Source organism: Nonomuraea sp. NPDC049725, assembly GCF_040674795.1.
Taxonomy (GTDB): Bacteria; Actinomycetota; Actinomycetes; order Streptosporangiales; family Streptosporangiaceae; genus Nonomuraea; species Nonomuraea ceibae.
The window spans coordinates 339373-351468 of the sequence record NZ_JBFANJ010000003.1; the positions used below are offsets into that span (position 1 = coordinate 339373).

General features: G+C 75.1%; 11 protein-coding genes. 6 read left to right on the plus strand and 5 right to left on the minus strand.

What is annotated here, in order from left to right:
• Nucleotides 1-181 precede the first annotated feature (181 nt).
• The gene (locus tag AB0J53_RS09640; RefSeq protein WP_364171044.1) at nt 182-1366 is read left to right on the plus strand and encodes a cytochrome P450; all 1185 of its coding nucleotides are present in this window, start codon (nt 182-184) and stop codon (nt 1364-1366) included.
• Between the two features lie 56 nt (nt 1367-1422).
• Here AB0J53_RS09640 and AB0J53_RS09645 read toward each other — a convergent pair whose 3' ends face one another.
• On the minus strand, nt 1423-1770 hold the full coding sequence (locus AB0J53_RS09645) for a DUF6223 family protein (protein ID WP_364170488.1): 348 nt from the start codon (nt 1768-1770) through the stop codon (nt 1423-1425).
• 211 nt (nt 1771-1981) lie between these two features.
• On the opposite strand from AB0J53_RS09645, the gene AB0J53_RS09650 reads away from it, so the two are divergent.
• Genes AB0J53_RS09650 through AB0J53_RS09660 form a run of 3 tightly spaced genes read left to right on the plus strand, consistent with a single transcriptional unit; the run spans nt 1982 to nt 5045 of the window.
• A complete protein-coding gene (locus AB0J53_RS09650; protein ID WP_364170491.1) occupies nt 1982-3160 on the plus strand; it encodes a histidine kinase in 1179 nt (392 codons plus the stop codon).
• A complete protein-coding gene (locus AB0J53_RS09655) occupies nt 3157-3831 on the plus strand; it encodes a response regulator transcription factor (RefSeq protein WP_364170494.1) in 675 nt (224 codons plus the stop codon). The genes AB0J53_RS09650 and AB0J53_RS09655 overlap by 4 nt, the downstream gene beginning before the upstream one ends.
• 44 nt (nt 3832-3875) lie before the next feature.
• Entirely contained in the window at nt 3876-5045 is a 1170-nt protein-coding gene (locus AB0J53_RS09660) for a DUF1266 domain-containing protein (protein WP_364170497.1), read from the plus strand.
• Here AB0J53_RS09660 and AB0J53_RS09665 read toward each other — a convergent pair.
• Together AB0J53_RS09665 and AB0J53_RS09670 are read right to left on the minus strand one after the other, a co-directional pair.
• The gene (locus tag AB0J53_RS09665) at nt 5042-6172 is read right to left on the minus strand and encodes a mandelate racemase/muconate lactonizing enzyme family protein (protein ID WP_364170500.1); all 1131 of its coding nucleotides are present in this window, start codon (nt 6170-6172) and stop codon (nt 5042-5044) included. The two genes, AB0J53_RS09660 and AB0J53_RS09665, sit on opposite strands and share 4 nt — an antisense overlap.
• A gap of 7 nt (nt 6173-6179) precedes the next feature.
• Nucleotides 6180-8393 (minus strand): LLM class flavin-dependent oxidoreductase, encoded by a 2214-nt coding sequence (locus tag AB0J53_RS09670; protein WP_364171046.1) that lies wholly within the window; start codon nt 8391-8393, stop codon nt 6180-6182.
• Between the two features lie 84 nt (nt 8394-8477).
• Between AB0J53_RS09670 and AB0J53_RS09675 the strand changes: the two genes are divergently transcribed.
• Entirely contained in the window at nt 8478-9017 is a 540-nt protein-coding gene (locus tag AB0J53_RS09675; RefSeq protein ID WP_364170503.1) for a helix-turn-helix domain-containing protein, read from the plus strand.
• Between the two features lie 96 nt (nt 9018-9113).
• Here AB0J53_RS09675 and AB0J53_RS09680 read toward each other — a convergent pair whose 3' ends face one another.
• A complete protein-coding gene (locus AB0J53_RS09680) occupies nt 9114-11246 on the minus strand; it encodes a SpoIIE family protein phosphatase (RefSeq protein ID WP_364170506.1) in 2133 nt (710 codons plus the stop codon).
• A 165-nt stretch (nt 11247-11411) separates the two neighbouring features.
• Nucleotides 11412-11702, minus strand: a complete 291-nt coding sequence (locus AB0J53_RS09685; protein ID WP_364170509.1) for a hypothetical protein — start codon at nt 11700-11702, stop codon at nt 11412-11414.
• Between the two features lie 91 nt (nt 11703-11793).
• Here AB0J53_RS09685 and AB0J53_RS09690 point away from each other — a divergent pair, with 91 nt between their 5' ends.
• Nucleotides 11794-12090 (plus strand): hypothetical protein, encoded by a 297-nt coding sequence (locus tag AB0J53_RS09690; protein ID WP_364170512.1) that lies wholly within the window; start codon nt 11794-11796, stop codon nt 12088-12090.
• Nucleotides 12091-12096: the final 6 nt, after the last annotated feature.

A 12096-nucleotide genomic window follows, 5' to 3' on the forward strand; every position in this document is an offset into this window, starting at 1 on the left:
GTTCTCCCAGTCAGGTCGGATCGTTCGCCGGAAAGAGTCGCATGGTCGACGGCGACGGCGGGAAAATGACAGGCTTCGTTACCATAACGATGATCGTGACGATTTGTGCGCGAAAGGCCCCGGATGGTAACGCCCCTGGCGGCAGCCCGCCCGATGCTTCAGAGTGGGGGACGTGTCCTCGATGGAGCTGCCGCTCTACATGCGGCGCACAGAGCTGGATCCCGACCCCGAGCTGGGCGCCTTCCGCGACGAGCAGGGGGTGGCCCGCGTCCGGACCCCGTTCGGCGCCGAAGCCTGGCTCGTCACCCGCCACGCCGACGTGCGCGCCGTCCTCGGCGACGCCGAACGGTTCGCCATCGCCCGCCGCGGCATCACCGAGCTGCCCGGCGCGCCCAAGCTGACCGCCGAGCAACTGGCCGAGACCCGCGCCGGCAACCTGCTGGCCACCGACCCGCCCGAGCACACGCGGCTGCGCCGCATGCTGACCGGCGAGTTCACGCTGCGCCGGATGCGCCGCCTGGAACCGCGCATCACCCGCATCGTCGAGGACCACCTCGACGCGATGGAGCGCGCCGGCTCGCCCGCCGACCTGGTGCCCGCGTTCGCGCTGCCGATCCCGTCCCTGGTGATCTGCGAGCTGCTCGGCGTCCCGTACGACGACCGCGAGGGCTTCCAGCACCGCACCGGCCGCATGCTCGACATGTCCATCCCCGTCCCCGAGCGTGTCGCCCTGCAGCTGGAGTCGCGCGCCTACATGGCCGAGCTCGTCGCCCGCAACCGGGCCGAGCCGGGCGAGGAACTGCTCGGCATGCTGGTGCGCGAGCACGGCGACGACCTCACCGACCCCGAGCTGATCGGCATCGGCAGCCTGCTCCTGCTGGCCGGGCACGAGACCACCTCCAACATGCTCTCCCTCGGCACGCTCGCCCTGCTGCGCCACCCCGAGCAGCTGGAGCTGCTGCGCAAGGAGCCGGAGCGCATCGACGCCGCCGTGGAGGAGCTGCTGCGCTGGCTCAGCATCGTGCACTCAGGCACGTTCAAGATCACCACCACCGAGGTGGAGCTGGGCGGCCACACGATCGGCCCCGGCGAGATCGTGGCCTGCGCCCTCCCGGCCGCCAACCGCGACCCGGCGCTGCTGCCCGGCGCCCACCTGCTCGACATCACCCGGGGCGAGCCCGGCCACGTCGCGTTCGGCCACGGCGTGCACCACTGCCTCGGCGCGCCGCTGGCCCGGATGGAGATGCGCATCGCCTTCCCGGCCCTGCTGCGGCGCTTCCCCGACCTGCGGGTGACCGACCGCGAGCCGCAGTTCCGCTCCTTCCACATCGTGTACGGGCTGACGTCGCTGGAGGTGGCCTGGTAGCCGGGACGCGTCACAGGGACGGCGTCACCAGGACGGCGGGGTTCCCGGACGGCGGGTCAGGACGGACGGCGCGAGCGCGCGGTCGCCAGCCCGGCGAGCCCGGTGGCGGCCAGCCCGATCAGCAGGGCCACGAACGCGCCGCCGAGCCCGTTGCCGGTGCCGATGCCGCCGTCGGAGGTGACCACGACCACCACGGCGACCGCCGTCCCGGCCAGGCCCAGCACCACACCGGCCCGCGCGCCCCGGCCGGTGCGGCGGGCCAGGGCGCGCCCGCCGAGCGCGGCGCCCGCCAGCCCCGCGAGCGCGGCCGCGAGGGAGCCGATCCGGCCCGCGCTCAGCGTGTACGCGGTGACGGGGTCGGGCTGGACGGCCGCGACCAGGTGGGCGGCGTCGAGGAGTGGCATGACTGCTCCTTCGGTGAATGGACGTCACCCGATCATGTCGCCGGGCCCGTCCGCCGGTCGTCCGCCCGGCGTCGGCACTTCGCGCTGCCGCCGGCGACGCAGCCGCCTGCCGCGCCTCCGGCAGGGACCGCGGATCTACCGCGCTCGTGGTAGCCGCCCGCTCGTCCGCCCGCAGGAGTCGCCCGCGCCGCCGTCCGGCTAGGGTGCGCCCATGAGCGCAGCATGGGCCAGGGTCACAGCCTGGGTCAGGGGCACAGCCAGGGCCAGGGGCACGGCCGGGATCACGGTCGGGGACTGGGTGATCGCCGTCTGCGTGGCGGCGGCGCTGCTGGTCACGGGCCTGTCCGGGCAGCCCGCCGGCACCGGCCCCGCCGTGGCCGGCTACGCGCTGCTGGCGACCGGCGGGCTCGCCCTGGCCGTGCGCCGCCGCTTCCCGGTCGCCGTGCTGGCCGTCACCGGGGCGTGCGCGGCCGGCTACCAGGCGGCCGGGTTCGACGTGCCCGCCGTCGCGTACCTGTTCGCCGTCTACGCCGCCGTGCGGGCGGGGCGCCGCGCCGTCACCGTCGGCGTGAGCGTGCTCGTGCTGGCGGCGATGCCCCTGGCGGCCCTGGCGTCCGGCCTGCACGACACGGGCGAGGCGTTCGCGCAGGCCAGGGGCGCGCTGGAGCTGGCCTGGCTGGTCGCCGCCGGGGCGGCCGGTGAGGCGCTGCGGCAGGCCGAGCGGCGGGCGGAGGAGGCCGAGCGCACCCGCGAGGAGACCGCGCGCCGCCGCGCCGACGAGGAACGGCTGCACATCGCCCGCGAGCTGCACGACTCACTCACCCACCAGATCTCGATCATCAAGGTGCAGGCCGAGGTCGCCGTGCACGTCGCCCGCAAGCGCGGCGAGCGGGTGCCCGAGGCGCTGCTGGCGATCCAGGAGGCCGGACGGGAGGCGAGCCGCGAGCTGCGCGCCACCCTGGAGGCGCTGCGCGACGACGACACCGCCCCGCCACGCGGCCTCGACCACGTCCCCGACCTGGTCGAACGCGCCCGCACCATCGGCCTCGACGCCACGCTGACCATCGAAGGGCGGCGGCAGGACGTGCCCGCCGCCGTGAGCCGCACCGTCTACCGGATCGTGCAGGAGTCGCTCACCAACGTCGCCAGGCACGCCGCCGCCGGCAGCGCGTCCGTCCGCATCGACTGCGGCCCCGACGCCGTCGACGTCCGCGTCGAGGACGACGGCCAGGCCAGGCCCGGCGCCGCCCCGGTGCCCGGCGTCGGGCTGCTCGGGATGCGCGAGCGCGTCACCGCCCTGGGCGGCCGGCTGCGCGCCGAGCCGCGCGGCGAGGGCGGCTTCGCCGTGCAGGCCGTCCTCCCCCTGATCCCCGCGGACCGGGCGTCGTGATCCGCGTCCTGCTGGTCGACGACCAGCCGCTCATCCGCAGCGGGTTCCGCGCGCTGCTCGACCTGGAGGACGACATCGAGGTCGTGGCCGAGGCCGGCGACGGCCTGGCGGGCGTGGCGCTGGCCCGCGAGCACCTGCCCGACGTCGCGCTCGTCGACATCCAGATGCCCGTCGCCGACGGCGTCGAGGCGACCCGGCGCATCGCCGCCGACCCGGCGCTGGCCGGGGTGCACGTCGTCATCCTGACCAACTACGGCTTCGACGAGTACGTCTTCGACGCGCTGCGCGCCGGGGCGGCCGGGTTCCTCGTCAAGGACATCGTCCCCGAGGACCTGCTGCACGCCGTCCGCGTCGCGGCCCGCGGCGAGGCGCTGCTCGCGCCGTCGATCACCCGCAAGCTCATCGACCGCTACGTCACCCAGGCGCCGCCCGGCACCGGCGCCGGGCTGGAGGAGCTGACCAACCGCGAGCGCGAGGCCGTGGCCCTGGTCGCCCGCGGCCTGTCCAACGACCAGATCGCCCAGCACATGGTGATCAGCCCGATGACCGCCAAGACGCACGTCAACCGGGCCATGACCAAGCTCCGCGCCCGCGACCGCGCCCAGCTCGTCGTCCTCGCCTACGAGTCCGGCCTGGTGACCCCGGGCACGGGATCCACCGGGCAGTTGTAACGTACTGCGCCATGGGGACACGGGAGGGGGAGAGCCCTGATCTCATGACGGGTCAGGGCCCGGCGGGCGCGCCCTGGCAGGCGCCCACCGACGTCGAGCAACGCCTGTACGAGGCCAAGACGCGCGGCGACTGGGCCGCGTACTTCGACGTGCTGGCCGGCGCGCACCTCTACCACGCGATGCCGCGCGCCCGCGCCGACGCGCGGCCCGGCTGGGTCACCTACGCGCCCGCGCGCGTGGGCGGCACCAAGTACCTGGTGTTCCTCACCGAGGGGGTGCTGCCCGCGCCCGTGGCCGACCCGGTCTTCTTCCGCGACGACCTGGGCGAGCTCGCCCGCAACTGGCCGCGCGACGACGAGTGGCTGGCGATCGACCCCGGCACCCCCTGCGAGGCGTACTTCCCCGCGACCGCCGCCCACCGGCGGACCTGGCTCCAGCACACCGCGCGGGTGGCCTACCCGCCCCGGGGCGAGCTGCGCACGCTGCGCGCCGGCGGCCCGCTGCACGGCCCGGTCGCCCACGGCCTGGCCTGCGGGGCGCTGCTCTGCGTCGCCAACGCCTCGCTGTGGAACGCGATGGGCTGGCACGGCACCGGCTACGTCCGCGAGCGCAAACGCCTGAAGGAGTGGTGGGGCATCACCAGCCGCGAGGAATGGCTGAGCGCCCAGGAGGATCTGCTCGAAGGCCGGATGAGCAGCTCTTTCTGGCAGCTCGTGCTGCGCGTCCGCAGCGCGCTCGCCCTCGACTACGGCGGCGCGGTCGAGGTGGACCACTGGCGCCAGGTGACCGACCGCTACCTGCGCGAGCACGCCGAGCCGGCGGCCCAGTCGGCCCAGGTGGCCGGGGCGCAACGGCTCATCGGGCGCATCACCCGCTACGAGGCGCGCTTCCGCGCGGACGGCCTGCTCCCCGAGGGCGGGTTCGTCCGCACGGTCGAGGCGTGGGACTACGGGCGCGCCTCGAAGATGGCCCGCTGGGGGCTCGGCGCCCGCTTCTGCGACCTGGCCGAGGCCGAGCGGGCGGTCGTGCGCGCCGGACGGCTCAGCCGGTTCACGTACCGGTCCTGGGAGGAGTTCTCCGCCGCCTACATCCTGGGCCGCTGCCTCCACTTCGACGGGGAGGAGTTCGGCGCCTGGTACGCCGACATGCTCCACGCCCACCGCGTCCTGACCACCGACCCGGGCAGCCCCTGGCGCAACATCCCGTTCGCCTAGACGCCGAACGTCCGGCTGTCGACCGTCCACCCGGCGGCCCGGTCGCTCAGCGTCAGGCCGAGGCCGGGCCGGTCGGGCACCAGCATGCGGCCGTCGCGGATCTCCAGCCGCTCCTCGAACAGCGGCTCCAGCCACTCGAAGTGCTCCACCCACGGCTCCAGGCCGTACGCGGCGGCCAGGTGCAGGTGGATCTCCATGGCGAAGTGCGGGGCGAGCTGCAGCCGGTGGTGCTCGGCCAGCGCCGCAAGCCGCAGGAACGGGGTGATGCCGCCCACCCGGGGCGCGTCCGGCTGCAGGACGTCCGCGCCGCCCGCCCGGATCAGCTCGGCGTGCTCGGCGACGCTGGTCAGCATCTCGCCGGTGGCGATCGGCGTGTCGAGCGCGGCGGCGAGGGCGGCGTGACCGGAGTGGTCGTGGGCGTCGAGCGGCTCCTCGATCCACACCAGGCCGTACTCCTCCAGCGCGCGGCCCATCCGCGCCGCCGCCGGGCGGTCCCACTGCTGGTTGGCGTCCACCATGAGCGGCACGCCGTCGCCCAGGTGGGCGCGCACCGCCCGGACCCTGGCCAGGTCGGCGCGGGTGTCGGGCTGGCCCACCTTGATCTTGACGCCGCCGATGCCGCGCTCCAGCGCCGCCGAGGCGTTCTCCAGCACCTGCTCGATCGGCGCGTGCAGGAACCCGCCCGAGGTGTTGTAGCAGCGCACCGAGTCGCGGTGCGCGCCCAGCAGCTTGGCCAGCGGCAGGCCCGCCCGCCTGGCCTTCAGGTCCCACAGCGCGATGTCGAACGCGGCGACCGCCTGCACCGCCAGCCCGCCCCGGCCCACCGACGCCCCCGCCCAGGCCAGCTTCTCCCACAGCCGCGCGATGTCGTTGGCGTCCTCGCCCAGCAGCTCGGGGGCCAGCTCGCGGGCGTGCGCGTACTGGCCGGGGCCGCCGGCCCGCTTGGAGTAGCAGAACCCCAGGCCCTCGTGCCCTCCCTCGGTGGTGATCTCCGCGAACAGGAACGCGACCTCGGTCATCGGCCGCTGCCGCCCGGTGAGCACCTTGGCGTCGCTGACCGGGGTGCTCAGCGGCAGAAGGACAGAAGACAGGCGAATGGCGGCGATCTTGTCCAGGGGGTTCGTCATGGGGACATCATGCCCGGGGGGTGATCGGGAAGTTGTGCCGGAACACGTTGCGCGGGTCGTACACCGCCTTGATCCGCCGCAGCCGCTCCAGCGTCTCCGGCGGGAACGCCCTGGCCAGCACCTCCTCACCGGTGCGCGTCTCGAAGCTCAGGTAGACGGCCTGCGCGCCGACGCCCTCCCAGGCGTCGCCCGCGCCCATGACGGCGCTGACCGAGAAGTTCTGCGTGCGGTGCGCGTACGCGGTCGCGCCGGCCGGGGTGTCGTTGACGGCGCCGCCGACCGAGCGCACCTGCAGCATGTGGGCGTCGCCGGTCGCGAACAGCGCCGCCAGCCGCCCCGCGAGCCCGGCGTCCAGGTGGTCGGCCAGCGCCGAGCGGCTGCGCAGGGCCGCCTGGCCGGTGTGCCGGTTGTGGTGCGGCGCGACCAGCGCCGCGTACGGGACGAGCTGCGCCTGCTGCTGGAGCACCGGCCCCGCCCCCAGGAACGGCTCCAGCGCGCCGACCGCCGCGTCGGCGTCGTCGCCCGCCCACACCGCCAGCGTCTGCGCCATCACCGACCCGGCGCCCCCGCCGGGGAAGACCGTCAGGAACGGCGTCAGCTCGCGTGGGCTGTCCTCCACCAGGCGGCCCCACCGCTCCAGGAACCCCGCCAGGTCCGCCGCGTCGTGCACGAACACGCCGAGGACCACGTCGCCCAGCTCGGCGGCCTCGATGTCGAAGGAGGTGACGACGCCCATGTTGCCGCCCGCGCCGCGCAACGCCCACAGCAGGTCCGGGTGCTCGTCCGGGCCTGCGCGCACGATCCGGCCGTCGGCCAGCACCACCTCGGCGCCCACCACGTGGTCGATCGTCAGCCCGTACGAGCGCGCCAGAAAGCCCTGCCCGCCCGTGGTGGCGAGCCCGCCGACGCCCACGTCGCCGTAGTCGCCCGAGCTGATCGCCAGCCCGTGCGGCGCCAGCGCCCGCGCCACGTCGCCCCAGCGGGCGCCCGCGCCCACCCGCACCAGCCGCCGCCCCCGGTCGAGCACCTCGACGCCGTCCAGCGCGCCCACGTCGACGACGATCCCGCCGTCGTTGGTGGAGCGCCCGCTGATGCCGTGGCCGCCGCTGCGCACCGCGAGCGGCACGTCCTGGCCGATCGCGTACGTGAGCGCCTCGCTCACCTGGCCGGCCGTCGCGGGCCGCAGCACCAGGCCGGGCGAGCCGGCCCACACGTAGGACGAGCGCACGCCCGCGTAGGCGGGGTCGCCCGGCTCCACCGCCGAGCCGGCCAGCGAGGCGGGCACCGCGTCGTAGTCGATCCCGGGCCTGCGCAGCTCGACGGCCCGCCCGCTCCGGCGGGAGCCGCCGCCGCCCGCGCCGCCTCCGCGCTCGGCCGCCACGGCCTCGCGCAGCGCCGGCGCGACCTCCTCGGCGAACGCCCGGATCGCCCGCGGGTCGTCCGAGCCCAGGATGAACGTGCTCACCCCGTCCTCCAGGGCGAGCGGCAGCAGCCGCTCCACCCACGTGCCGGGCGCCTCGTCGCCCATCACGTTGAGCAGGCGGCGGACGGCACGCGGGTCGCGGCCCGCCTCCTCCGCCGCCTCATCGATGATCTTGTTGGCGCCGGCGATCTCCTCCGGCTGGATGTAGCCCAGGCTCGGCAGCCACCCGTCGGCCTTGGCGCCGACCAGCCGGAGCATGCGCGGCTTGTACGCGCCCAGCCAGATCGGCACGTCGTGCGCCGGGGCCGGGCCGCGCTTGGCGCCGTCGAGCGCGTAGTAGGCGCCCTCCAGCCGCAGCAGCCGCCGCTCGCCCGCGTCCCAGATGCCGCGGATCACGTCGATGGCCTCGCTCAGCGCGTCGACCGCCTGGCCGGGCGTCAGGCGGCGGCCGCCCATCGCCCCGATCGCGTCCCAGAACCCGCCCGCGCCCAGCCCCAGCTCGATCCGCCCGCCGGACAGCAGGTCGAGGCTCGCCACCGAGCGGGCCAGCACCGCCGGGGGCCGCAGCGGCAGGTTGAGCACGTTGCCCGACAGGTGCACCCGCTCGGTCCTGGCGGCCGCCCAGGTCAGCAGCGTCCAGGTGTCCAGGAAGGCCGGCTGGTACGGGTGGTCCTGGAACGTGACCAGGTCGAGCCCGGCCTCCTCGCTCAGCCGGGCCAGGTCGACGGCCGCCTCGGGCCGGTCGTTGCGCGGGGTGATGAACGACCCGAACCGCAGATCGTGGCCGTAGTCGGGCATGTGGTCCTCCAGACCGATTGGTAGACGTGTCAACCATAATCCCTTTGGGTGACATGTCAACCTTTCGTGGCGTAGGCTGGCGGCATGACCGAGAGCCGGGACGCCGACCCCGCCGCCGACGCCGCGGGAAGCCTGGCCGCGTGGCGGGCGCACACGGCGGTCCACGCGCAGCTCGCCGCCCACCTCGCCCGCGAGCTGGCCCGCGCCACCGGGCTGTCCGAGGCCGACCACCAGGTGCTCGACGCGCTCCTCGACGCGCCCGGCGGCCGGCTGCGGGCCCTGGAGCTGCGCTTCACCCTGCAGTGGGAGAAGAGCCGGCTGTCCCACCAGGTGGCCAGGATGAGCGCGCGCGGCCTGCTGGAGCGCGTCGCCTGCACCGAGGACGCGCGGGGGTGGGACATCACGCTCACCGCCGCCGGCCGCGAGGCCGCCGCCCGCGCCCGGCGGGTCCGGGAGGAGTCCGTGCGCGCCCTGGTCGTCGACACCCTCGGCCCGGGCCGCCTCGCCCAGCTCGCCGAGACCGCCGCCCTCCTCAAGGCCGGCCTCGACCGCGCCGCCGACCGCGACCCCGACTGCCGCGCCGCCCGCGCCGAACTCTACGGCCCGGCCCCGACCGACGCCTGAGCCCTGCCCCGGGGTGGGGTCCCGGGACCCCACCCCGGAACCGTCCGCCCTGGGATCGTCCGGTGCGGGGTCGCCTGGTGCGGGACCGAACGGACCCTAACCCTCCGGCGGGGGGTCGTCGTGCCCGGGGCCGTCCGGGGTGGCGTCCGTCGGGGAGGGGTTGACCGGGGAGAGGAGGAGCACGGCGACGTCGTCGGCGCGGTAGCCGACGCCCTCGGCCGGGTCGACGAGCCGGTCCGCCAGCCGCGCCAGCGGCAGGCCGCCGTGCCGGGTGAGCCGCCGCGCCAGCCCGTCGATGGCGTCGCCGAGGTCCACGCCCGGCGCCTCGATGAGGCCGTCGGTGTAGAGGGTCAGCACGCTGCCAGGCGGCAGGTCGAGCTGCGACGTCGGGTACTCGGCCGCCGGGTCGATGCCGAGCAGCAGCCCCGGCGTCGACTCGACGATCTCCGTGGGCCGCCCGGGCCGGCGCAGCAGCGCGGGCAGGTGGCCGGCGCTCGCCACGCACGCGGAGCCGTCGCGCAGGTCGAGGCTGATGTAGAGGCAGCTCGTGAACCGGTTCGGCGACAGGTCGATGAGCAGCCGGTTGGTGTGGCTCAGCACCTCGCCCGCGCTCGCGCCCGAGGTCGCGTGCGCGTGGATGGCCGTGCGGACCTGCCCCATGAGCGCGGCGGCGTTCGTGTCGTGCCCCTGGACGTCGCCGATGACGGCGGCGGCCTGGCCGTCGTCGAGGTGGATGAGGTCGTAGAAGTCGCCGCCGATGTCGATGCCCTGGGTCGCGGGCAGGTAGCGGGCCGCCACCTCCAGCCCGGGGATCACCGGGAGGGCGCGGGGCAGCAGGCTGGCCTGGAGGGTCTGGGCCAGGCGGTGCTTGGCGTCGTAGAGCCGGGCCCGTTCCAGCGCCTGCGCCATCAGCCCGGCGAGCGAGGTGAGCGTGGTCCGCTCGTCCTGGGTGAAGCGGTGCGGGCTCCCGTAGGCGAGCACGAGGGTGCCGATCGGCCCGCCGGAGCTGTGCAGCGGCAGCAGCGCCCAGGCGGCCATGCCGTCGTAGCGGCCCGCGTCGGGGTAGACGTCGAGCAGTTCGCGCTCGTTGGCGAAGAACGCGGGTTCGCCGGTGATGAGGGGCAGTTCGGGGGCGTGCGGGGCGCACGGCGCGCGTCTGCGCATCTCGGCGACGCCTTCCGGGCTGTAGCCGCGGGTGGCGGCGACCCGCAGCCGCCCGCCCTCGGCGGTGAGGATGGCCAGCCCCTTGACGTCGAAGACGGGGATGATCTGGTCGGCCACCAGGTCGATCACGTCCTGGACGGTGGCGGCCTGGCTGAGTGAGGAGGCGAGTTGCAGCATGTCGTACAGGGCGGCCCCGCTGATCTGCCGGCTGACCACCGGGTCGGGCATCACGTGGGCGGGGTCGCGGGCCATCGTGCTCGGCGTGATGCGGACGCTGAGCCCGGACGGCGTCGGGAAGAGCTGGAACGCCAGCCACTGCCCGTCGGGCCGCTGGGCGGTGAAGAAGGTGATCTGGTGGCCGAGGACGGCCGCCCGGTAGCTGTCCTCGTGCGGCGGGTCGGCCAGCCACGGCAGCACCTCCCACGGCCGCTTGCCGACCATCTCGGCGGCGGTGGTGTCGAGCAGCCCGGACGCCGGCGCGCTGAGGAACGTCACCCTGCCGTCCACGTCCAGCGCGCAGTAGCCCTCGGGCAGGCCGTTGAGGCATTCCAGCGCGGCCATCGCCGCCTCGGCGCTCACGGCGGGGTCGTCCTGCTGGGAGCGGAACGGGGCCAGGATGCGGGGCCGCGGCCTGGGCCGGACCGGCCGGCCGAGCCGGTCGGCCTGCTGCAGCAGCTCGCCCATGTCCTTGCAGGCGCGTTCCATGACGTCGAGCACGTGCTGGCCCGGCCCGCTGTCGCGGGTGGCGGGCAGGAGCAGCAGCAGCGCGCCGCGCGCCGCCCCGCCGCACAGGATCGGGGCCGTCACGACGGCGAAGTTGTACGGCATCGCCAGCGCGACCCCCGGGAACTGGCGGGCCAGGTCCTCCCGGTCGGCCGTCCACACCGGCCGCCGTTCGCGCAGCGACACGGTCATCGGCATCCGCATCGACATGCGGATCCGGGCCCACGCCTTGGCGACGGCCGCGGGGAAGCCCATCGCCGTGTTCATGCTCAGGACCAGGCCGTCCTGGTCGAGCAGGTAGAGCGCGCCGATGTGCGCGCCGGTCTCGCTGACGGCGCGCACCAGCAGGTCATCGAGTCCCGGCGCGCCCCGCCTGGAACCCGTGATGGAAGCGGACCTGCCTCCCACGCGCTAGCCCGTCCTGCTCCCCGGGCCGAAAGTCGCCATAAATGCAGAATACGCCCATCCGAAATCACCCAGGGTAGCGGCCCCGGCGCGCACGGTGTCCTACGGCACGTCGAACCTCTGCCTCCGGCGGGCGCCGGCCACCTCGATCCCCGCCGTGCCGCGGACCGCGTCGAGCGGCAGCGACACCGTGTACGGCGCCAGCGCGGGCAGCCCGATGCCCGGCAGCGTGCCCTCGACCTCGATGACCCAGTAGTCCGGCTGGGTGATGTAGACGAGCGGCGCCAGCCGCACCTCCATGTTCGCGTACGGCTTGCTCCCGCTGACGACCAGGACGTACGTGCCGGGAGCGCTGCCCGGGACGACCCTGGCCTCCTCGAAGTCGATCGGCATGCCGTGATCGTAGCCGCCGCCGCGCCACCGGGCAGACAATCTGACAAAAAGCGTCTAATATGTCAGCACCCGAGACCGTCCAGGAGGACGCATGCTGCCGACCGTCGTCATGAGCTTCTTCGCGGGCCTGTTCGCCGCCAACGCGACCCCGCACTTCGTCAAGGGCATCACCAAGGAGCACTTCCCCTCGGCCTTCGGCTCAGGGCCGCTGCCCAACCTGCTGGCGGGCTGGGCCTCGTACGTCATCGCCGCCCTGCTGGCCTGGGGTGCGGACGTGGGGGAGCGGCCGGTCGCGGCGTTCGCGGCGGCGGCGCTCGGGGCGCTGGTCATCGGCGTGTTCCACGCGACGATCGGCGCCTTCGGCAGGCGGCCCCCGGCCCGGGCCTGACGGGCC

Coding starts and splice junctions, on each gene's coding strand:
- AB0J53_RS09640 (WP_364171044.1), top strand. CDS start 182: ATGGAGCTGCCGCTCTACATGCGGCGCACAGAGCTGGATCCCGACCCC.
- AB0J53_RS09645 (WP_364170488.1), bottom strand. CDS start 1,770: ATGCCACTCCTCGACGCCGCCCACCTGGTCGCGGCCGTCCAGCCCGAC.
- AB0J53_RS09650 (WP_364170491.1), top strand. CDS start 1,982: ATGAGCGCAGCATGGGCCAGGGTCACAGCCTGGGTCAGGGGCACAGCC.
- AB0J53_RS09660 (WP_364170497.1), top strand. CDS start 3,876: ATGACGGGTCAGGGCCCGGCGGGCGCGCCCTGGCAGGCGCCCACCGAC.
- AB0J53_RS09665 (WP_364170500.1), bottom strand. CDS start 6,172: ATGACGAACCCCCTGGACAAGATCGCCGCCATTCGCCTGTCTTCTGTC.
- AB0J53_RS09670 (WP_364171046.1), bottom strand. CDS start 8,393: ATGCCCGACTACGGCCACGATCTGCGGTTCGGGTCGTTCATCACCCCG.
- AB0J53_RS09675 (WP_364170503.1), top strand. CDS start 8,478: ATGACCGAGAGCCGGGACGCCGACCCCGCCGCCGACGCCGCGGGAAGC.
- AB0J53_RS09685 (WP_364170509.1), bottom strand. CDS start 11,702: ATGCCGATCGACTTCGAGGAGGCCAGGGTCGTCCCGGGCAGCGCTCCC.
- AB0J53_RS09690 (WP_364170512.1), top strand. CDS start 11,794: ATGCTGCCGACCGTCGTCATGAGCTTCTTCGCGGGCCTGTTCGCCGCC.